17 protein-coding genes are annotated in these 21,793 nt (G+C 67.1%); 12 read left to right on the top strand and 5 right to left on the bottom strand.

Features of this window, described 5'->3' with window-relative positions:
- Window positions 1–529: 529 nt before the first annotated feature.
- On the bottom strand, window positions 530–1,741 hold the full coding sequence (gene tyrS / locus C9412_RS10530) for a tyrosine--tRNA ligase (RefSeq protein WP_107231553.1): 1,212 nt from the start codon (window positions 1,739–1,741) through the stop codon (window positions 530–532).
- Between the two features lie 166 nt (window positions 1,742–1,907).
- Here tyrS and C9412_RS10525 point away from each other — a divergent pair, with 166 nt between their 5' ends.
- Both C9412_RS10525 and C9412_RS10520 read left to right on the top strand, forming a co-directional pair.
- Window positions 1,908–3,380, top strand: a complete 1,473-nt coding sequence (locus C9412_RS10525) for a peptidoglycan DD-metalloendopeptidase family protein (RefSeq protein ID WP_107231552.1) — start codon at window positions 1,908–1,910, stop codon at window positions 3,378–3,380.
- A 65-nt stretch (window positions 3,381–3,445) separates the two neighbouring features.
- Window positions 3,446–4,573 (top strand): anhydro-N-acetylmuramic acid kinase, encoded by a 1,128-nt coding sequence (locus C9412_RS10520; RefSeq protein WP_107231573.1) that lies wholly within the window; start codon window positions 3,446–3,448, stop codon window positions 4,571–4,573.
- 78 nt (window positions 4,574–4,651) lie between these two features.
- Here the strand turns inward: C9412_RS10520 and C9412_RS10515 are convergent, their stop codons facing one another.
- The 3 genes from C9412_RS10515 to C9412_RS10505 all read right to left on the bottom strand — a co-directional run bounded on the left by C9412_RS10515 (window position 4,652) and on the right by C9412_RS10505 (window position 7,067).
- Entirely contained in the window at window positions 4,652–4,882 is a 231-nt protein-coding gene (locus C9412_RS10515; RefSeq protein WP_005420465.1) for a hypothetical protein, read from the bottom strand.
- Window positions 4,883–4,959: 77 nt separating this feature from the next.
- Complete coding sequence (locus C9412_RS10510; protein WP_107231551.1) at window positions 4,960–6,264, bottom strand: MFS transporter; 1,305 nt, start codon at window positions 6,262–6,264, stop codon at window positions 4,960–4,962.
- Complete coding sequence (locus C9412_RS10505) at window positions 6,261–7,067, bottom strand: exodeoxyribonuclease III (RefSeq protein WP_107231550.1); 807 nt, start codon at window positions 7,065–7,067, stop codon at window positions 6,261–6,263. Before C9412_RS10505 ends, C9412_RS10510 begins: the two co-directional genes overlap by 4 nt.
- Before the next feature lie 720 nt (window positions 7,068–7,787).
- Between C9412_RS10505 and C9412_RS20540 the strand changes: the two genes are divergently transcribed.
- The 10 genes from C9412_RS20540 to C9412_RS10460 all read left to right on the top strand — a co-directional run bounded on the left by C9412_RS20540 (window position 7,788) and on the right by C9412_RS10460 (window position 19,298).
- On the top strand, window positions 7,788–8,159 hold the full coding sequence (locus C9412_RS20540; protein WP_146160149.1) for a hypothetical protein: 372 nt from the start codon (window positions 7,788–7,790) through the stop codon (window positions 8,157–8,159).
- Between the two features lie 37 nt (window positions 8,160–8,196).
- Entirely contained in the window at window positions 8,197–8,775 is a 579-nt protein-coding gene (locus C9412_RS20535) for a sel1 repeat family protein (RefSeq protein WP_146160148.1), read from the top strand.
- A gap of 1,005 nt (window positions 8,776–9,780) precedes the next feature.
- Window positions 9,781–10,440 (top strand): orotate phosphoribosyltransferase, encoded by a 660-nt coding sequence (gene pyrE, locus C9412_RS10495; RefSeq protein WP_057498237.1) that lies wholly within the window; start codon window positions 9,781–9,783, stop codon window positions 10,438–10,440.
- Between the two features lie 18 nt (window positions 10,441–10,458).
- Entirely contained in the window at window positions 10,459–11,121 is a 663-nt protein-coding gene (locus tag C9412_RS10490) for a hypothetical protein (RefSeq protein WP_107231548.1), read from the top strand.
- Window positions 11,122–11,363: 242 nt separating this feature from the next.
- A complete protein-coding gene (locus tag C9412_RS10485; protein WP_005407770.1) occupies window positions 11,364–11,456 on the top strand; it encodes a potassium-transporting ATPase subunit F in 93 nt (30 codons plus the stop codon).
- A gap of 11 nt (window positions 11,457–11,467) precedes the next feature.
- Window positions 11,468–13,177, top strand: coding sequence for a potassium-transporting ATPase subunit KdpA (kdpA, locus tag C9412_RS10480; RefSeq protein WP_107231547.1), 1,710 nt, complete (start codon window positions 11,468–11,470; stop codon window positions 13,175–13,177).
- A gap of 10 nt (window positions 13,178–13,187) precedes the next feature.
- Complete coding sequence (gene kdpB, locus C9412_RS10475) at window positions 13,188–15,245, top strand: potassium-transporting ATPase subunit KdpB (RefSeq protein ID WP_107231546.1); 2,058 nt, start codon at window positions 13,188–13,190, stop codon at window positions 15,243–15,245.
- Window positions 15,242–15,892, top strand: coding sequence for a potassium-transporting ATPase subunit KdpC (gene kdpC / locus C9412_RS10470; protein WP_107231545.1), 651 nt, complete (start codon window positions 15,242–15,244; stop codon window positions 15,890–15,892). Before kdpB ends, kdpC begins: the two co-directional genes overlap by 4 nt.
- 51 nt (window positions 15,893–15,943) lie before the next feature.
- A complete protein-coding gene (locus tag C9412_RS10465) occupies window positions 15,944–18,604 on the top strand; it encodes a sensor histidine kinase KdpD (protein ID WP_107231544.1) in 2,661 nt (886 codons plus the stop codon).
- Window positions 18,585–19,298: a response regulator transcription factor gene (locus C9412_RS10460; protein ID WP_107231543.1), complete on the top strand. Its 714-nt coding sequence runs from the start codon at window positions 18,585–18,587 to the stop codon at window positions 19,296–19,298. The genes C9412_RS10465 and C9412_RS10460 overlap by 20 nt, the downstream gene beginning before the upstream one ends.
- A 142-nt stretch (window positions 19,299–19,440) precedes the next feature.
- Here C9412_RS10460 and C9412_RS10455 read toward each other — a convergent pair whose 3' ends face one another.
- Complete coding sequence (locus C9412_RS10455; protein WP_107231542.1) at window positions 19,441–21,786, bottom strand: phosphomannomutase/phosphoglucomutase; 2,346 nt, start codon at window positions 21,784–21,786, stop codon at window positions 19,441–19,443.
- Window positions 21,787–21,793: the final 7 nt, after the last annotated feature.

Below are 21,793 nucleotides of genomic sequence, written 5' to 3'. Positions count from 1 at the left end.
TTGCTTTAAAACAATTAATAGTTGCTTGATCAAACGTCTGCAAGATGGACAATCATCCTTCCTGCAGGCGCCTTCACAAGATACCTGCGCATACTTTCAAAGATCCGGGGAAGTGGCCTCAGCGCCGCTCCCGTGTGCTGCGAAGTTTCCTTCGTAGCGAGCCGCCCATTATGTCAGACTTTTTCAGTCTGTCAACACCCTCGTTCGATCATCTCGTTCGTCGGTGGTGGGCGCCCTGTTGTCGCTGAAGCCCCTTGGTGGCGACCCCTGCGACGGGGGAGGAGAAGTATGTCCCCATCTGCATCATTTGTGAAGGGGGTGTGGCGATTTTTTTCAACGGATGTTGCATCCGTTCATCCGGCGCGCTGCGGGAGGACCCCGTGAAGAGCAGCCGAGCGTGGGCTATGCCGGGCGTCCTGCCCGGCCCCCTGCCGGCCGTCGCAAGCGACGTTGGCAACGGCTCCTGCCGTTGCCTTCGGCTCCACAAGAGCCTAAGGAAGGGCCGGCTGGCGCCGGCCCTTCCTTTGTCTCAGGCAGCGACCAGGCGCACGCGGGCAAACGTACGCTTACCGACCTGCAGCAGGCCTTCGAAGCCCGGTTGCAGCACCTGCTGGCCATCTTTCACTACTTCGCCGTCGACCTTCACCGCGCGCTCCTTGAGCTTGCGGTTGGCTTCGGAGTTGCTCGGGGTCAGCCCGGCCGCGGTCAGCAGCGCGGCAATCCGCAGGCCCTCGGCCGGGATCGCCACGTCCTGCAGCGGCAGCTGGGTGATGTCGCCCTGCCCGGTCACCGCCGCTTCCCAGCCGGCAATGGCCTGCTCGGCCGCGGCGGCGTCGTGGAAGCGGGTCGCCAGTTCACGCGCCAGACGCAGCTTGACCACGCGCGGGTTGAGGCCGCCAGTGGCCACCTGCTCGCGCAGCTGCACCGCTTCGGCCTGGCTGATGTCGAACGACAGCAGCTCGATCCAGCGCCACATCAGCGTGTCGTCCACCTTCATGGTCTTGGTGACGATATCAATGGCCGGCTCGCTGATGCCGATGTAGTTGCCCAGCGACTTGGACATCTTGTTGACGCCGTCCAGGCCTTCCAGCAGCGGCATGGTCAGCACCACCTGCGGCTTCTGGCCATGGTGCTCCTGCAGGCCACGGCCCATCAGCAGGTTGAACTTCTGGTCGGTACCGCCGAGCTCAACGTCGGCTTCCAGGGCCACCGAGTCGTAGCCCTGCACCAGCGGGTACAGGAACTCGTGGATGGCAATGGACTGCTGGGCGGCGTAGCGCTTGGCGAAGTCGTCGCGCTCGAGCATGCGCGCCACGGTGTGCTGGCCGGCCAGGCGGATCATGTCGGCCGCGCCCATCTTGCCGAACCACTCCGAATTGAAGCGGACTTCGGTACGGCTGCGGTCCAGCACCTTGAACACCTGCTCCTCATAGGTGCGGGCGTTGGCCAGCACGTCCTCGCGGCTGAGCGGCTTGCGGGTCAGGCTCTTGCCGGACGGGTCGCCGATCATGCCGGTGAAGTCGCCGATCAGGAAGATGACCTGGTGGCCAAGGTCCTGGAACTGACGCATCTTGTTCAGCAGCACCGTATGGCCCAGGTGCAGGTCCGGCGCGGTGGGGTCGAAGCCGGCCTTGATCCGCAGCGGACGGCCTTCCTGCAGGCGCGCACGCAGATCCTCGAGCTTGAGGATCTCGTCGGCACCACGGCCGATCAGGGCAAGGGCTTCTTCAATCGAGGACACGTGACTACTCCCGGCAACGCCGATTCTTGTGTGGGGTGTTAAAGCAAAGTTAACCCGATTGGCTTCACAAAAGCCAATGGGCACAAGGGTTTGACGCGGTTTTCTCAGGTGTCTATGGTAACCGGCGTTTAGGCCCGCGCTCCCGGGCCGTCAGGAAAAATCGCCGATGCACAATTCCGAACAAGGGCGCGCACGCAAGCAGCGCTTCCAGGAACGACTCCACGTCCTGCACGACAACGCCCTGCATCGGAAGCTCAGGCAACACCTTCCCGCCGCCTTCAACGAGCGCTGGACCCGGCGCCATTGGATGCATGCCAGCCTGTTTGCGACCATCGGTGCGCTGGTGGCGACGATCGTCCCCGGCTTCTCGCACACCATCGATGCGCCCTTCGCCGACAGCCACACCAGCCTGGCGCTGCCGTTGCCGCCGCTGGCCCTGGCCCGCCAGCAGCAGGTGCCCGGTGACAGCTGGCAGGTGCTGCGCGTGCAGCGCGGCCAGACCCTGAGCGATCTGTTCGACAAGGCCGGCATCCCGGCCACCACCCTGCACCGGGTGCTGGACCACCCCGGCGCGCGCGAGGCGCTGACCAAGCTGCGGCCGGGGGCCGAGATCGCCTTCGACATGCCGCTGTCGGGCGACCTGCGCAGCATCCGCTTCGACCGCGATGCCGACAACCGGGTCGAACTGAGCCTGGCCGGCGATGACATCAAGGAGAAGGTGACCCAGCGCGAGACCTCCACGCGCACGGTGGTGACCAGCGGCGAGATCACCAGTTCGCTGTACGCCGCCGCGCGCCGGGCCGGGCTGTCGCCGTCGGCGATCGCGACGATGACCGACGACATCTTCAAGTACGACATCGACTTCTCCAAGGACCTGCAGCCGGGCGACCGCTTCAGCGTGGTGATGGATGAAACCTGGCGCGAAGGCGAGAAGGTGGACACCAGCAAGATCCTGGCAGCGACCTTCACCACTGGTGGCAAGACCTATTCCGGCTTCCGCTTCGACCGCAACGGCAAGTCCGAGTACTACGACATCAACGGCCGTTCGCTGAAGAAGAGCTTCATCCGCATGCCGATCCCGTTCGCACGGTTGAGCTCGACCTTCGGCGCGCGCAAGCACCCGGTGCTGGGCAAGATGCGCATGCACAAGGGCGTGGACTACGCTGCGCGTACCGGCACCCCGATCATGGCCGCCGGCGACGCCCGCGTGCAGTTTGCCGGCGTGCAGCGTGGCTACGGCAACGTGGTGATCCTCGACCATGGCCGCGGCCACACCACCCTGTACGGGCACATGTCGCGCTTTGCCAACATCAAGACCGGCCAGCGCGTGGCGCAGGGCACGGTGATCGGCTATGTCGGCTCGACCGGCCTGGCTACCGGCCCGCACCTGCACTACGAATTCCGCGTCAACGGCGAGCACCGCAACCCGCTGACCGTGACCATGCCGCCGCCGGAGCCGCTGAAGGGCGCCGAGCTGGTGGCCTTCCGCGCGCAGACCGCGCCGGCGATGGCCCGCATCCAGGGCATGGAGAAGCTGATCTACGCCGATGCCAGCCCGGCCCCGACCAGCCGCGACGAGGCCGCCCCCGAGGTGGCCAGCGCCAAGGACAAGCAGGCGACCGGCCGCAAGCGCGGCTGAACCCCTGCGTTGACGAAGAAGGACGCGGCAGCCCAAGCTTGCCGCGTCCTTTTTTTATGCCCGCCATGAACACCACTGCCGCCACTGACGCCCCCCTGTACCTTGGCCTGATGTCGGGCACCAGCGCCGACGGCATCGATGCCGCGCTGGTGCAGTTCCCCGACAGCGGTGGCTGCCGCTTCGTGCACGGGCTGACCGCCCGCTGGGAGCCGGTGCTGCGCGCACGCCTGGTGGCGCTGGGCGAAGGCGGTCCGCTGGACTCGCTGGAGGAACTGGGCGAACTGGATGCGCGGATCGCCATCCACTTCGCCGAGGCCGCCAACCAGCTGCTGGCCGAGGCCGGCGTGGACCGCCGCCAGGTGCGTGCGATCGGCTCGCACGGGCAGACCGTACGCCATCGGCCACTGGCCGACCCGGCGTTCACCGTGCAGCTGGGCGATGGCAACCGCATCGCCGAACTGACCGGGATCACCACGGTAAGCGACTTCCGTCGCCGCGACGTGGCGGCCGGGGGCCATGGCGCGCCGCTGATGCCGGCCTTCCACCTGGGCATGCTGGGCGCGGCCGACGAGGACCGTGCAGTGCTCAACCTGGGCGGTATCGCCAACCTGACCCTGATCCCGCGCGAGGGACAGGTGCGTGGCTTCGATACTGGCCCGGCCAACGCGCTGATGGATGCCTGGTGCCAGCGCCACACCGGACGCACCTTCGATGCCGACGGCGCCTACGCAGCCAGCGGTGCGGTGGATGACAGCCTGCTGGCCGGTTGGCGTTCGGACCCGTGGTTCGATCTGCCGCCGCCGAAGAGCACCGGCCGCGAACAGTTCCACCTGGCCTGGGCCGAGATGCACATGGGCGAAGGGCAGTTTGCCGCCGCCGACGTGCAGGCCACCTTGCTGGAACTGACCGTGGCGACGGTGGCCGACGCGCTGCTGGCGCAGCAGCCGCAGACGCGCCGGTTGCTGGTGTGCGGCGGCGGCGTGCGCAACCGGCAGCTGATGAAGCGGCTGAGCGCACGGCTGCCGGGCGTGCAGGTGGAGTCCAGCGCGGTGCATGGGCTGGACCCGGAGTATGTGGAAGCCATGGGGTTTGCGTGGCTGGCACAGCGGACGCTGGACGGACTGGCCGGCAACCTGCCGAGCGTGACCGGGGCCAAGGGGCCGCGGATCCTGGGTGCGATCCATCTGGCGTGAACAGAAGCAGTCGAGCATGGCTCGACTCTACAAAAGCACGTGGTAGCGCCGGGCCATGCCCGGCGAGCAGCGATCAGATCAATCGAAGCCCTGCCCTGCCGGCAGGGCCTGCAGCGCGGCGATGGCATCAGAAAGTGCGTCGACTTCGGGATCGCCGAAGCCGGAGCGGACCTCCAGTTCACTACTGAACAGCCCCTGCTCCAGCAGCGCGGCGCAGGTCTGTTCATGGGTCCAGCCGCGGGCCACGGCGACCCGACGGATGCGTTCCAGCAGCAGCGGGTCCAGGTCCCGCAGCACAACGTCGGCCATGCTCACTTCCCCGTTCGCAAGGCACCGCCCCCTCGGCGCGTCGGGGCGATGATCCCGCAGACCGGGCGGGCAGGCAATCAGGCCGCCGGTGGCGGGGTCCGGTCGACGATGCGCGGCCACAGCCACGCCAGCAGCAGCAGCGTCGGCACCACGGTGATCGAGCTGAGGATGAAGAACGTGCTGTACGACGTGGCTTCCACGATATAGCCGGACACGCCACCGACGAACTTGCCGGGCAGGTTGGCCAGCGACACCAGCAGCGCGTACTGGGTGGCGGTGAAATTGCGGTCGGTGAGCGAGGACATGAAGGCCACCAGCACGGTGCCGGCGAAGCCCTGGAACAGGTTGTCGGCACTGAGCGCAGCATAGAACGCCCACAGCTTGCCCGGGTTGTGCGCCATCAGCAGGAAGGCCAGATTGGACAGCGCGACGCCGAGCGCGGCGACCAGCAGCATGCGACGGAAGCCGAAGGCCGCCACCGCGATGCCGCCGAGGAACGCGCCGCCGATGCCCATCCACACGCCGAACAGCTTGGACACCGTGGCGATGTCGGCCTTGTCGAAGCCCGAGTCGAGATAGAACGGACCGGCCATCACCCCGATGACCTGGTCGGGGAACTTGAACAACCCGACGAACGCCAGCAGCACCAGGGCCAGCGCCACGCCATTGCGGCTGAAGAAGCTGGTGATCGGCTGCACGAACGCTTCGGCCACGTCGATGCGCCGCTGCACGATGGTGGCCGGACGTTCCGGTTCGGCGCACAGCAGGGTGGTGATGATCGGCAGCAGCATCAGCGCGGCCATCGCCAGGTAGGCGATGATCCAGCCTTCGAACTGGGCCAGGTACAGCGCGCCGGCCCCGGCCAGGATCAGGCCGATCCGGTAGCCCAGCGTATAGGTGGCGGCCAGTGCGGCCTGGGCGGTCTGCGGGGCGATCTCGATACGGTAGGCATCGACCGCCGAATCCTGGGTGGCGCCGGCAAACGAGGCCACCAGCACCCACGCCACCAGCGGCCACACCCCCTGCTCGGGGCGTACGAATGCCAACGCCACCAGGCCGACCAGCACCATCACCTGCGATACCAGCAGCCACGAGCGCCGGCGTCCCAGCCCGCCGAGCAGCGGGAAGGCGTAGCGGTCCAGCAGCGGCGCCCACAGGAACTTGAGCAGGTAGAAGAAGCTGGCCAGGCTGATCAGCCCGATGCTGCCCAGGTCCAGGCCGACATCACGCAGGCGGGTGGACAGGGTCTGCGAGGCGATCAGCAGGAACGGCAGCCCGCTGCCGAAGCCGAGCATGGCCATGGTCAGTGCCGAGGGCGTACCGAAGGCGCGCTTGATCCCGGCCCAGCCCTTGTAGCTGGCCGGCGTGGCCGCCTCGGTCACAGGTCGTAGTCCACGGTGAACGGGGCGTGGTCGGAGAAGCGCTCGTCGCGGTAGATCGAGCAGCTGCGCAGGCGCTCACGCAGGCCCGGGGTGATGAACTGGTAGTCGATGCGCCAACCGACATTGTTGGCGCGGGCGGCGCCGCGGTTGCTCCACCAGGTGTAGTCCTCGCCGGTGGGGTTGAGCAGGCGGTAGGCATCGGCCCAGCCACGGCCGGCGGCGACATCGGTGGCCTGGCCGTGGTCGGCGCACAGGGCGTTGAGCCAGTCGCGCTCCTCCGGCAGGCAGCCGGAATTCTTCTGGTTGGACTTCCAGTTCTTGATGTCCAGCGCTGAACGCACGATGTTCCAGTCGCCGCACAGCACGTAGTCGCGGCCGCTGCGCGCCCACTCTTCAAGGATCGGCCGCAGCCATTCCATCACTTCGAACTTGAAGCCCTGGCGCAGGTCGCCCGAGCTGCCGGACGGGATATAGAAGGAAACCACGCTGAGGTTGCCGTAGCGGGCCTCGATGTAGCGGCCTTCGTCGTCGAACGGGGCCCAGCCCAGCGAGGTGATGACCTGGTCCGGCTCGCGCTTGCTGTAGATGGCCACGCCGCTGTAGCCCTTCTTGGTGATGGCGTCGCGGTAGAAGCAGTGGTGGCCGTCCGGGCGGAACATCGGGTCGGTCAGCTGGTCTTCCTGGGCCTTGGTTTCCTGGATGCACAGGACGTCGGCGTCCTGGGCCCGGAACCAGTCGAGGAAGCCCTTGGTTGCGGCCGAACGGATGCCATTGGCGTTGAAGCTGATGATGCGAAAAGTCACGGTAACCTATTGTTCTTAAATGAGGTCTATTGGGCTTAGTGCCTTCCGTACCAACACCAGTACCAACTGCTTCAGGCGCTGTGTACCAACACATTGCGTCGGCAAGCCTACTTCCGGCTGCGCTCCAATGCTACCGATCGGAGGCCACCTGGGCGACGAAGTAGTCGGGCTTCCTGGCCATGCCCCACTGACGGACGGCGGTACGCACCAGCTCCTTCGCGTCCATGGCATCTACCGGGCAGACCCCATTGTGGACGTAGTAGTCCACCCAGCCATATTCGTTCACGGGCTCTACGTCGCACGACAGGTGAAGCAGGGAGTCGGCGTCCTCCCGCTCGGAACATGAACCAGCAACGCTTCTGCAATCGACTACACCGACCGCGGAGAGCGCAGAACGGGAATTTTCATGAAGCCGCCAATGGGGTGAAGGAACCATGATCGTGCTCCAGCCCAGTCGCACCGGCTGAGACGTGGCGGACGGTGGGTAATAGACGGCGTACCAGCCGTGAAAGCTCTACTTCAGTGACATCTGCCAAACCAGAGGCCTCGGAACTCGGCAGCGACGGACCAAAGCCCGTCTATTGCCAGCTCAAACCGAAAGGACCAGCTCTGACTTTCAGAGCAACGTCAGTACAAGGTTTTTCCTACCAGACGCCAGAGGAAACCACTATGTACAGCGCCCCGCTGACCTGAGAACTTCTGCTTGAACATGAAGACTTCATGAGTACCAGCCGGGAGCTTGCGGACCGCACTAACCAAACGGTCATCAGGCGCCAATCCCTTCCGTTGGTTGATGCGCAACGTGCCGCCAAACCTTCGATCTTCAACCCAAGGGAACGCAATGCATCGAAGAAGTACATTTTTCTTTCTGCCTGCATCCATGATCTTGATCGGGTCAGGCATCTGGTATTGCTCAACGGCCAAAGACACAGCGGAGGCAGAGCGCAAGAACACTACTACCATTTCATTTGCACCAGCCACTGGAAATTCTTCGAGTACATCAACCTCCGCCGTTGCAGCCTCGTCACCACAATCGCCGGCAAACAGGGCTGTTCGCGTGCGGCAACTGTCCGGAAGAGCTTTCGCAGTTGAAGATTTCGGCCGAGTACCAACCGGGACCGTTGACAAGGTGATAGCGGAACTCACTTCGCAGGCCGTAGCCGGAGACGCCACCGCATCCTACGGAATTTTCCTCAAGCTCAATGAATGCGCGAATATCAGCAGGCGTGCATCAAGAGGTAGCGCACTTCACGCACCGGAAGATGTGGTGGCCGCGTGCAGCGACCTTTCCGTGGAGAACGAACTCAGTTCCAGTAAATGGTTGGCGCTTGCAGCGGAGCAAGGAAATATAGGAGCACGGCTCCTCTATGCCGCGGATTCAGAGTCCGCCCTTGGCGGACGCGCAGAACTCCTACGTGATCCTGATCGCGTGAAAGATTACAAACACAGAGCCGCTGGCTATCTGGAAGAGATGGTTGACCAAGGAAGCGTGGATGCACTTCTACAACTTGGCAATGCCTACCACGCTGGCGTACTGATCGATGAGGACCCAGTTGCGAGCAGAGCCTACTTTGAAGCTGTTCGTATCGCGGATCCGTCGGTGGTTCCAGCTCAGCAAGTAAGCACATTGGACAAAGCACTGAGCGCACGACAACTGTCGCTTGCCATAAGAAAAGGAAATCAAATATATGACTCGTGCTGCAGGTAGGACCGGACTCCACATCTCGCAACGAAACGCAATACTCATCCTGTTGGTCGCTGCAGGACTTGCAGTTGCCGCAAGCACATTGGCCTTTGAGCGAGGGCCATACTTCTGCACGGATTGTAGAGTGGAGTCACCAGTACCGGACGGAAAAACGCTGGAGATCATCAAAGATTCCCGTGCGCCAATCGACTACGTACCCCTTTTCGCTTGGGCAACAGGGACCACTTATCAGATCTGCAATCCAACGCATTGCACCGTCTATCACGAGAACTTTGAGTCAAACTGGGTGGGCGAAGGACAGACGCCCCGCGAAGGAGCCCTTCCCGTACGTATTGACGAAGGAAGTGGCGGTGGCGGTGGCGATGGCAGCGATGGCGGTGGCGCTGCAGGCGGAAATGGCGGAATGGACCGTCCTGGAAGCAACTGGGGAAACGAGCCGCCGATGTGCGGTCGCGGCCCTTGTAGCGGCACCGTAACCGTCGGCGGGTAACGACTGGTCCCGCTGGCTGATGAGATGGGTCGCGTTGAAACCCATCGCATCACTTACCCCCCCCCTACGCCGCCAGCAGCAACCTCGGGGGCGTACTGAGGGTTGGAAATCAGGGCCGTGCGTCACCAACGGCAGCAGCGGCGTGTCGGACACCATCCACGACCGCATACGCATCCAGACCCGCCAGCAGCCTGGCATTGTCACGGCGAAGTGCGCCACAGCGTGCATACGGGTGGCTTCTTGAATGTCTGACAGGGTCCGCTGGTCCCGATAGCGCCTTGCCCGGTCTCGGTGCGAGGCCGACCAAACGTTCTCCGCGCCTGAGTGCCCGTCCTCGGGCACTGGTGATGCGCATGCGGGGGAGCCTGCGGCGGGAAACCGCGCAAGCATACCGGTTGCCTGCGGGGCTGCGCAGTCCGCCGGCGGCCCCCGGGCGGGCCTTCACAGCAGGCCAAACGAGCGCGAAACGCCCAGCTGGATTAGGATTTGTGCTCCAAATGAAGATGAATCGAGTTTTGATGAGCGACCACCGCCACCGTTTCCTGCAGCTGGCCCTGACCGCCGATGCCCTGCGCTTCGGCCAGTTCACCCTCAAGTCCGGCCGGCTGAGCCCCTATTTCTTCAACGCCGGCCGCTTCGACTCCGGCTCGCTGCTGTCCCAGCTCGGCGCCTGCTACGCCGATGCCATCGACGCCACCGGGATCAAGTACGACGTGGTGTTCGGCCCGGCCTACAAGGGCATTCCGCTGGCCACCGCGATGGCCTGCGAGCTGGCCCAGCGCGGCCGTGACCTGCCGCTGTCGTTCAACCGCAAGGAAGCCAAGGACCATGGTGAAGGCGGCCAGCTGATCGGCGCTGACATGAATGGCAAGCGCGTGCTGATCGTCGACGACGTGATCACCGCCGGTACCGCGATCCGCGAGGCGTTGGCCATCATCCGCGGCGCCGGCGGTACCCCGGCCGGCATCGTGGTGGCGCTGGACCGCCAGGAGATCGCTTCGGAATCCGACCGCCGCTCGGCCGCGCAGTCGGTGGCCGAAGAAGCAGGCATCCCGGTGATCGCCGTGGCGTCGCTGGCCGACCTGCTTGATTTCGCCTCCGGCAACCCGGAACTTGTGGGCTACCGGCAGCCGCTGGAAGCCTACCGGGCCCAGTACGGCGTTCGTTCGACCCGCTGACCACCCAGGGGAAAGGCCATGTCCCGCGTTCCTGCTGTTCTCTTCACCGGCCTGCTGCTGGCCGTGCCGTTCACCGTGCCGGCGCAGTCGCGCGACCCCGGCAAGGTGGAGAAGAAGCTGTACTGCTGGAACGAGGGCAAGGAACGGATCTGCAGTGATTCGCTGCCGGCCGATGCGGTCAACCACGCCCGCGAGGAGTTCAATGCGAAGAGCGGCCTGCGCAATGCGCAGGTCCAGCGCGCGTTGACCGACGCCGAACGCGCCGAGGCCAGCACGGCTGCGGCGCAGCAGCAGCTGGACCTGATGGCCGTGCAGACCCGCCAGCGCACCGAGCAGGCGATGCTGTCCACCTATGGCAGCGAGGACGACCTGCGCCGGGTGTTCGCCGAACGCCAGGAAGTGCTGGACAACAACCTCAAGACGGCCGAGTACAACGTGGCCAGCATGCGTGAATCGCTGGTGGCGCTGTTGTCGGCCGCCGGCGACCGCGAACTGGGGGGCGCCCCGGTGGCCGAGAAGCAGGCCGAGGCGATCCGCCAGCGGCACGCGCAGCTGCAGTCCCAGCAGCGGCTGCTGGCCGGGTTCGCGCAGCAGCAGCAGGCGTTGAAGGCCGAGATCGAAAGCACCCTGCAGCGCTATCGCGAGCTGAAGGGGCTGGCGCCGGCGAGCCAGGCGCCGTGATTCCTGCGTAGCGTCGAGCTTGCTCGACTGTTCCTGCCCGAGAATCAGTCGAGCAAGCTCGACTCTACGGAAAGCATCACCCGGCATGGCGGGGGATACAGAAGGCGGGTCTGGTTACGGGTTGACCCGCTGAATTTATGCACTCTTTACGCGCCGGCCCGGTCCGGCGCGTAGTGCGTTTATGGCCGGCAGGACGACGATGGCGGCCTGAGGTGGAGGGGTTCCACCAGGACGCTATTGCAATGTCCCCCTGGCTGTCGTTGTTGTGTGGCGTGCTGGTGCTGGTCGCCGCCGCCTATCTGCTTTATGTCGTGCTGCGGCCCGAGTCGTTCTGACGGAGCCTGACATGACTGAGATGCTTGTGATTATTGCCGTCAGCGTTGCGCTGGCGTGGCCGTTGGGCGTGTACCTGGCGCGGGTGATGCGTGGCACGCCGATGAAGGTCGACGTGCTGTTCCACTGGATCGAGAAACCGCTGTACCGGGTGTTCGGTGTCGATCCATCGCGTTCGATGAGCTGGCGCGGCTATGTGTTGGCGTTCGTGCTGAGCAACGTGGTGGTGGCGGTGCTGACCCAGACCGTGTTCATGACCCAGGCCTGGCTGCCGTTGAACCCGGACCAGATCCCGAACATGCGCTGGGACACCGCGCTGCACACGATGATCTCGTTCCTGACCAACACCAACCAGCAGCACTATTCGGGCCAGGCGCAGCTGTCCTACCTTTCGCAGATGACCGGCATCACCGGCCTGCAGGTGGTGACGCCGATGATGGGCCTGGCGTTGGCAGTGGCCACGCTGCGCGCGTTGTTCTCGCGTGCGCCGCAGGCTGCGGCGGCCACCGGGGCCGGCGATGACCGCCAGGTCGCGGTCGGCAACTACTACGTGGACGTGGTGCGCTTGTGCGTGCGCTTCCTGTTGCCGCTGTGCCTGGTGTGGACCCTGCTGCTGACCAGCCAGGGCGTGCCGTCGACGATGGCGGGCGGGCCGCAGGCCACGCCGATCGACGCCAGCGCTGGCATGGCCGAGCAGAAACTGCCGTTGGGCCCGGTGGCGGCGATGGTCGCGGCCAAGCAGCTGGGTGCCAATGGTGGCGGCTGGTACGGCCCGAACAGCAGTTTCCCGCTGGAAAACCCGACGCCGCTGTCCAACGCGCTGGAAGTGCTTGGCATCCTGCTGGTGCCGATGGCGGTGATCTTCATGATCGGTGCATTCACCGGCCGCCGACGCTTCGGCGTTCTGGTGTTCAGCTGCATGCTGGGCATGTCGCTGCTGTCCACCGGCGCGATGATGTGGAGCGAGGGCCATAGCGCCAGCGCCGCCACCCCGCTGCTGATGGAAGGCAAGGAGGTGCGTTTCGGCGCCGATGGCACCGCGCTGTGGGCGGCGGTGACCACCCAGGTCTCCAATGGCTCGGTGAACGGCATGCACGATTCGCTGGCGCCGCTCAGTGGTGGCATCGCGATGGTCAACATGCTGGTCAGCGCGATCTGGGGCGGCATCGGCTGCGGCCTGCAGCAGTTCATCGTGTACCTGCTGCTGGGCGTGTTCCTGGCCGGCCTGATGACCGGGCGTACGCCGGAGCTGTTCGGCCGCAAGCTGGAGACGCCACAGGTACGCCTGCTGGCGCTGCTGGTACTGCTGCAGCCGATCACCCTGCTGGTGTTCACCGCGATCACCCTGGCCGTGCCCGGCCTGGCCGGTACCTCCAACCCCGGCTTCCATGGCATCAGCCAGGTGTTCTACGAGTACGTCTCGGCCTATGCCAACAACGGTTCGGGCTTCGAAGGGCTGGGTGACGCCACATTGTGGTGGAACCTGAGCTGCTCGCTGGTGCTGCTGCTGGGCCGCTTCCCGCTGCTGATCATCCCGCTGGTGGTGGCCGCGCAGCTGGCCGCCAAGCGCCAGGCACCGGAATCTGCCGGCAGCCTGCAGATCGAAACGCCGACCTTCGCCCTGACCCTGGTCTCGGTGATCGTCATCCTGACCGTGCTGCAGTTCATGCCGGCGCTGGTACTCGGCCCGATTGCCGACCACCTGAGCCTGGGACTGCACTGAGGACACCCCCATGAGTAGTCATGCAAGTTCAACCCGTAGTTCCCATGCGCCGCGCCCTGCCCTGCTCGATGCTGCCGGCCTGCGCCGTGCGCTGATCGAGGCGGTGCGCAAGCTGTCACCGATGCACCTGGTGCGCAGCCCGGTGATGGCGGTGGTGATGGCCGGCACGATCGTGGCAGCGATCGTCACCTTGACCGGCAATGCGCCGCTGGGCTTCGGCCTGGCGGTCACCGCGATCCTGCTGGTGACCGTGCTGTTCGGCAACTTCGCCGAGGCCGTGGCCGAAGCCCGCGGCCGTGGCCAGGCCGCCTCGCTGCGCCGTGCCCGCCAGGATCTGGTGGCACGCCGGCTGGCCGCACCGCAGCCGGACGCCGCCGAGACCCAGGTACCGGCCGCCGAACTGCGCCCGGGTGACCACGTGATCGTCAGTGCAGGAGAACTGGTGCCGGCCGATGGCGAGATCGTGCAGGGTCTGGCCACCATCAACGAAGCGGCGGTGACCGGCGAATCGGCACCGGTGCTGCGCGAGGCCGGCACCGACCGTTCCGGCGTGATCGGCGGCACCAAGGTGCTGTCCGACCAGATCATCGTGCGGGTGACCGCCGAGCCGGGCCACAGCTTTCTGGACCGGATGATCGCGCTGGTGGAAGGTGCCAACCGGCAGAAGACCCCGAACGAGATCGCGCTGACCCTGCTGCTGGCGGCGATGACGCTGACCTTCCTGGTGGTGGTGGCAACGCTGCCGGCCATCGGCGCTGCAGTTGGCGTGCAGGTCGATCCGCTGCTGCTGATCGCGCTGCTGGTGTGCCTGATCCCGACCACCATCGGCGGCCTGCTGCCGGCCATTGGTATTGCCGGCATGAACCGTGCGCTGGCCGCCAACGTGCTGGCCAAGTCGGGCAAGGCAGTGGAAGTGGCCGGCGACGTCGATGTGCTGCTGCTGGACAAGACCGGCACCATCACCTACGGCGACCGCCAGGCCAGCCACTTCCATCCGCTGGCCGGCATCGACGCCAGCCAGCTGCGCGAAGCGGCACTGCTGTCCTCGCTGGCCGACCCGACCCCGGAAGGCAAGTCGATCGTGCGCCTGGCCCGCGAACAGGGCTGCGCTACCGCCGAGCCGGAGCATGCCGACTACCTGGCCTTCAGTGCACAGACCCGCATGTCCGGTGTCGACCTGGAACACGGACGCCAGATCCGCAAGGGTGCGCTGGACGCGATCCGCAACCACGTGCAGACGCTCGGCGGCAGCGTGCCGGCCGAACTCGGCGGACGCGTCGAGCAGGTGGCCCGCAATGGCGCCACCCCGCTGGTGGTCGCCGAGGGCCGCCACGTACTGGGCGTGATCGAGCTGTCGGACGTGGTCAAGCACGGCATGCGCGAGAAATTCGCGCAGCTGCGGGCGATGGGCATCCGCACGGTGATGATCACCGGCGACAACCCGCTGACCGCCGCCGCCATCGCCGCCGAGGCCGGTGTGGACGACTACATCGCCGAGGCGCGCCCGGAAGACAAGCTGGCGCGCATCCGCCAGGAACAGGCCGGCGGTCGCCTGGTGGCGATGGTCGGTGACGGCACCAACGATGCGCCGGCGCTGGCCCAGGCCGACATCGGCCTGGCAATGAACTCCGGTACGCAGGCGGCGAAGGAAGCCGGCAACATGGTCGACCTGGATTCAGACCCGGCCAAGCTGCTGGCGGTGGTGGAAGTGGGCAAGCAGCAGCTGATCACCCGCGGCGCGCTGACCACGTTCTCGCTGGCCAACGACGTGTCCAAGTACTTCGCGATCCTGCCGGCATTGTTTGCCGCCGCGGTTCCGACCATGGCCGCATTGAACGTGATGCAGCTGTCCAGCCCGCGCAACGCGGTGCTGGCGGCGCTGATCTTCAATGCCCTGGTGATTCCCGCGCTGATCCCGCTCGCTCTGCGTGGCGTGCGCTTCCGCCCGGCCACCGCAACGGCGCTGCTGCGCCGGAACATGCTGGTGTACGGCCTCGGCGGCGTGCTGCTGCCGTTCGCGGCAATCAAGCTGATCGACCTCCTTCTTGTCCTGGTATTCGGCGCATGAACCGTTCTGTTTCCACTTCGTCTTCCCTGTCCCGCGAACCGAAAGCCGAGGCCCGCGTGGCCAGCCTGCAGGACGGTGCCAGCTGGCGCCCAGCGATCGGCCTGGGCCTGGCCACGCTGCTGCTGGCCGGCGCGGTCTATGCCGGCATCGCCACCGGCTTTGCCGGCCTTGCCTTCCCGGGCCAGGCCGAAGGCAGCCTGCTGCGCGATGGCAACGGCCAGGTGCGTGGCTCGGTGTGGCTGGCGCAGCCGTTCACCGCCGAAGGCTATTTCCAGGCGCGGCCGTCGGCAGCCAACTACGACCCGATGGCGGCGGCCGGTTCCAACCTGGCGCGCAGCAACCCGGCGCTGGCCGAACGCGTGGCCGCCAGCACGGCGGCCGTGGCCGCACGCGAAGGCGTGGCGCCGGCGCAGGTGCCGGCCGATCTGGTCACCCAGTCCGGTGGTGGCCTGGACCCGCAGCTGTCACCGGCCGCGGCCCAGCTGCAGGTGGCCCGCGTGGCGCGCGCCCGCGGGCTGCCGGTGGAACGGGTGCAGGCGCTGGTGCAGGCACATACCGAAGGACGCCAGTGGGGCGTGTTCGGCCAGCCGCGGGTGAACGTGGTTACGCTGAACTTCGCCCTGGACCACGCGGCCAAGGCGCCGTGATGCCGGCCTGCACCTACTGCGCGCACAATGGCTGGCATGACAGCGGCACCCATGACTGATGTGCGTACCCGCCAGGCCGATGCCCTGGTGGAAGGCCTGCAACGCGAAGCCGGCGGCAAGCTGACCGTGTTCCTCGGCGCGGCGCCGGGCGTGGGCAAGACCTACACCATGCTGACCCGCGCGCAGGAACAGCTGCGCCGCGGTGTCGACCTGGTGGTCGGGCTGGTGGAAACCCACGGCCGCGCCGATACCCAGGCGCTGCTGGAAGGCCTGCCGCAGCTGCCGCTGAAGGACGTGGCCTACCACGGCCACGCCCTGCAGGAGATGGATCTTGACGCCGTGCTTGCACGGCGTCCTGCGCTGGTGCTGGTGGACGAGCTGGCACACCGCAATGCGCCGGGCAGCCGCCACGAACGACGCTGGCAGGATGTGATGGAACTGCTGGACGCCGGCATCGACGTCTGGACGACGGTCAACATCCAGCATCTGGAGAGCCTCAACGATGTGGTGATGCGCATCACCGGCGTGCGGGTCAGCGAAACGGTGCCTGACGGCGTGCTCGATCGCCTGCATGACATCGTGCTGGTCGACCTGCCGCCCCGCGAGCTGATCGCGCGTCTGCAGCAGGGCAAGGTATATGTGCCCGAGCAGGCCGCACAGGCGCTGCAGGCGTTCTTCTCGCCCGCCAACCTGACCGCACTGCGTGAGCTGGCGATGCAGGAGGCCGCCGACCGCGTTGACAGCAGCCTGCGCGAGACCCGTGCCGCACGCGGCGAAGGCAACCTGCCGCTGCGGCGTGGCGTGCTGGTGGCCATCGATGGGGGTGGCCAGAGCGAGTACCTGGTGCGGGTGGCGCGGCGCATCGCCGAACGCCGCGACGCACCGTGGACGGTGGTGACCGTGCAGAGCCGGCGCCAGGACGAGGCGACCCGGCGCGAGATCGATGCGGCCTTCGCGCTGGCGCGGCGGCTGGGCGGCGACGCCGAACTGCTGCATGGCTCCAGCATCGCCGATGCCCTGCTCGACCATGCCGCGCACAACGGCGTATCCACCCTGGTGCTGGGCCGTACCCGCGAACGGCCGCTGGCACGGATGTTCAACCGCACGCTGACCCAGCAGCTGATCCAGCGCGGCGCGCACTACGAGATCACCATCATCAGCACCCCGCAGGCGCGCGCGCGATCGCGACGCGAAGGCCTGTTGCCGCCCGGGCGCGGCATCAGCTACGAGCCGGTGCAGGCGCTGGTCGCCACCGCGCTGGCCTGTGCCGTGGCGTGGCTGGCCGAGCGCTGGGTGGGCATGGCCGACCTGTCGATGGTGTTCATCGTGGCGGTGGTGCTGGTCGCTGCGCGTACCCGCGCCAGCGTGGCGGTGATGGCAGCGATCCTGTGCTTCCTCGCCTACAACTTCCTGTTCATCGCACCGCGCTTCACCTTCGCCATCGGTGCGCGCCAGGGCGTGATCACCGTGTTCCTGTTCCTGGCTGCGGCACTGGTGGCCGGCCGGCTGGCATCACGCCTGCGCATGCAGGTGATCGCGCTGCGCGCGGCCAACCGCCACGCCCGCGCGCGCCAGCAGCTGGGACGGCAGCTGGCCAGCGCGGCCGGCAATGGCGAGGTGGCGCAAGCCGGGCGGCACGCGCTGGAACAGGCCATGGACGTGCCGGCGTGGCTGCGGATCGGGGCCGACACCGCCACCGGCGGCCGCAGCCAGCCAGGCGACACCGATCTGGCGGCCGCCGATTGGGCCCTGCGCCACGGCCAGCCCAGCGGTCGCTTCACCGATACCCTGGCCGGCGCGCAGTGGTGGTTCCTGCCGCTGCTGGACGGCGAGGACCGTGCGATCGGCGTGGCCGGACTGTACCTGCCCGGTGCCCAGGCACGCTTGTTACCCGAGCAGCGCCAACTGGCCGAGGCGATGGTTGACGACATCGCCCAGGCCGCGCTGCGCACCCGTCTGGTAGCCGAACTGGAACAGGCCCACGTCAGTAACGAGACCGAGCGCCTGCGCTCGGCCCTGCTCTCTTCGGTATCGCACGATCTGCGCTCGCCGCTGGCGGCGATGATCGGTTCGGCCGACAGCCTGGCCAGCTATGGCGGGGCGATGGACAGCGCCGACCGCCGCGCTCTGCTGGACACCATCCTGGTCGAGGGCGAACGTCTGGACCGCTACATCCAGAACCTGCTGGACATGACCCGGCTCGGCCACGAAGGCCTGAAGATCAACCGCGACTGGATCGGCGTGGACGAGCTGATCGGCTCGGCGGCGCGGCGCCTGCAGCGCTACCAGCCGAAGGTGCGGCTGGAGCTGGACATTCCGTCCACGCTGGCGCCGATCTGGGTGCACCCGGCACTGGTCGAACAGGCGGTGTTCAACGTGATGGAGAACGCCGCCAAGTTCTCCCCGCCCGACGCCGCCGTGCAGGTGCAGGCGCGCGAACTGGACGGGCAGCTGCGCATCGATGTGATCGATGCCGGCCCCGGCATTCCCGACGACGAGCGCGCACGCATCTTCGACATGTTCTACAGCGTCGAGCGCGGTGATCGCGGCCGCCACGGCACCGGCCTGGGGCTGACCATCTGCCAGGGCATGATCGGCGCGCATGGTGGCAGCGTGCAGGCGCTGCCAGGACGCGATGGTCGCGGTACCCTGATCCGCATCACCCTGCCCCTGCTCAAGCCAGCGTCCCATGATGAGCCCGACTCCGACTGATGCCAGCGCGCCAGCCCCGCGCGTGCTGGTGATCGATGATGAAACCCAGATCCGCCGGTTCCTGGACATCAGCCTGCGCGCGCAGGGCTACCAGGTACGCCAGGCCGAGAATGGCCAGCAGGGACTGCAGATGGCGGCCAGCGAAGACATGGACCTGGTGATCCTGGACATCGGCCTGCCGGACATGGAAGGCCATGAGGTACTGGAGCAGCTGCGGCAATGGAGCCAGGTGCCGGTGATCATGCTGACCGTGCGCGCCGGTGAAACGGAAAAGGTGCGGGCGCTGGACAACGGCGCGAACGACTATGTGACCAAGCCGTTCGGTACCCAGGAACTGATGGCAAGGGTGCGGGCACTGCTGCGCACGCGCAGTGTGCCGACCGACGGCACGCCACCGGTGTTCGACGATGGCCACCTGCACGTGGACCTGGTGCGCCGCGAAGTTGCGCTCGATGGCGAGCCGGTTGCGCTGACCCGCAAGGAATATGCGCTGCTGTCGCTGCTGCTGCGCAATGCCGGGCGTGTGGTGACCCAGCCGCAGATCCTGCAGGAAATCTGGGGCCCGACCCACCAGCATGACACCCACTACCTGCGCATCCTGGTCGGCAAGCTGCGGCACAAGCTGGGCGATTCGGCACTGGATTCGCGCTACCTGTTCACCGAACCGGGCGTGGGATTGCGGTTCAAGGGGTGAGGGTGTGCCGACCAACGGTCGGCACCCACCCTGCGTGGATGGCCACACCAGGTAGTGCCGGCCGCTGGCCGGCAACATCGCCACGCATCTGCCGGCCGGCGGCCGGCACTACCGCGGGTGCCGGGCGCAGCCCGGCCCGCCCTCAGAAGCCCAGCGGGGTGTCGCCCAGCACCGGTTGCAGCTGGCTGCGGAACAGCGCCTGGATGCGTTCCAGCGCGGCCTCGTCGCTGCCTTCAAAGCGCAGCACCAGCACCGGCGTGGTGTTGGAGGCACGCACCAGGCCCCAGCCGTCGGGGAAGTCCACGCGCAGGCCGTCGATGGTCGACAGCCGGCCACCCACGTAGGGGTTGTCCGGCGACTGTGCCGCCGCCACCAGCATCGCCACCAGCGCATGCGGCGTGCCTTCGGCCACTGGCACCTTCAGTTCCGGCGTCGCCACCGTCTCCGGCAGCTCGGCCAGCACCTCGTCCGGGGTTTCTTCGCGCTGGGCCAGGATCTCCAGCAGGCGTGCCGCCGCATACAGGCCGTCGTCGAACCCGAACCAGCGTTCCTTGAAGAAGAAGTGGCCGCTCATCTCGCCGGCCAGCTCGGCATCGGTCTCGCGCATCTTGGCCTTCATCAACGAGTGCCCGGTCTTCCACATCAACGGGCTGCCACCATTGCGCAGCACGTGGTCGGACAGCTTGCCGGTGCACTTCACGTCGTAGATCACCATCGCGCCCGGGTTGCGCATCAGCACATCGGCGGCGAACAGCATCAGCAGGCGGTCGGCATAGATGATCCTGCCTTCGCCGGTCACCACGCCCAGCCGGTCACCATCGCCATCGAAGGCCACGCCGAGGTCGGCACCGAAGCGCTTGACCGTCTGCACCAGGTCTTCCAGGTTGGCCGGTTCGCTCGGGTCGGGGTGATGGTTGGGGAAGGTTCCGTCGACATCGCAGTACAGCGGAATGACTTCGGCGCCGATCGCCTCCAGCAGCTGCGGCGCAAATGCACCGGCCACACCGTTGCCGGCATCGGCCACGACCTTCAGCGGACGATCCAGCTGCACGTCATCGGCAATGCGCTGGATGTACTCGGCGCTGACGTCGCGCTGCTGGTAGTCACCCGGTTCGGTGGCCTGCACCAGGCGGCCCTCGACGATGCGCGCGTAGAGATCGGTGATGGCATCGCCGGACAGCGTCTCGCCGCCGATGACAATCTTGAAGCCGTTGTACTCGGGCGGGTTGTGGCTGCCGGTCACCGCCACGCAGGTGCCGGTACGCAGGTGGAAGGCGGCGTAGTACACCACCGGGGTCGGTGCCAGGCCGATGTCGATCACCGCGCAACCGGCGCGGCGCAGGCCTTCGGCCAGGCCCGCCGCCAGCTCCGGGCCGGACAGGCGGCCATCACGGCCGATCACCACTTCGCGCAGCCCCTGTTCCAGCGCCACGGTGCCGATGGCCTGGCCGATCAGCGCGGCGGTCTTCGGCGTCAGTTCGCTGCCGGTCACGCCGCGGATGTCGTAGGCACGGAAGATCCCGGCCGCCAGCTCTTCAGCCGGCACCGGCGGCGGCGGCGGCGGGGTGGCATCACGGTTGGCCGTGCTGGCCACCGGCGGCGGGGACTGCTGCAGGCTTTCGCTCAGCGTCGGGCCCAGGTCGGCCTCGACCGCCGAGGCGCGGCGCGGCAGCGGCAGCGACGCCGGCAAGCGATGACGCCCCACCACCAGCAGCACGGCGATGAACGCCAGCAACAGGGCAACAATGGCGCTGGCCAGCGCGCCCAGGCCCAGCGGCCCGGCCTCGACGCTGGGCACCGACGCGGCCAGCCGCAGCGGCGTTCCGGGAATGGGACGCGCCAGTGCTTCGGCACCTTCGGCCAGGCTGGCGTTGCCCTGGCTGACCAGGTCGCGCACGCCCTGGCGCAGGCCGAGGAAACCGCTGGACGGTGCACTCACCTGGTCCAGCGCCGAGGTCAGCCGCAGCAGCGGCTGGCGCACATACACCACGGCCGGGCCGAGGTTGCCCAGCTGTACCGGCGCGGCCAGGCCCAGCCGGTTGCCACCGCCGTCGCGGACCACCCGTACGCCGGGCTTGCCTTCAGCCAGCGCGGCCTCCAGCAGGGCCAGGCGGGCATAACCGAAGGCCGCCGGATCGGCATAGGCGGTCGCCAGGTCGGAGGTCAGCACCTCCACCTGTTCCACGCCGGTCCAGCTCTCGCGCACGGCCAGCGCGGCGGCGGCCGCGTCACCGGCCTGCAGCGCCTGCTGCACGCGATCATTGTTCAGGTGCTGCTGCAGCTGCTGCACCTGGCCGGCGGCGGCCTGCTGCAGCCCCCGCACGGCCTGGTCACGCGCCTGTTCCAGCGCCTGGCCATTGGCCTCCTGGCGCCATTGCTGCACCGCGCTCCAACCGAACCAGCCTGCCAGCAGGACCAGCAGCACCCCCAGAAGGGGAGCGCTGCGCCCCAATGACCGTCCCCGCTGTCCTTCCCCGATGCCGCTCATCGATGTC

This window comes from Stenotrophomonas sp. Nf1, assembly GCF_003028475.1.
Lineage (GTDB): Bacteria > Pseudomonadota > Gammaproteobacteria > Xanthomonadales > Xanthomonadaceae > Stenotrophomonas.
This window is presented reverse-complemented; position numbering and strand designations above follow the sequence as displayed.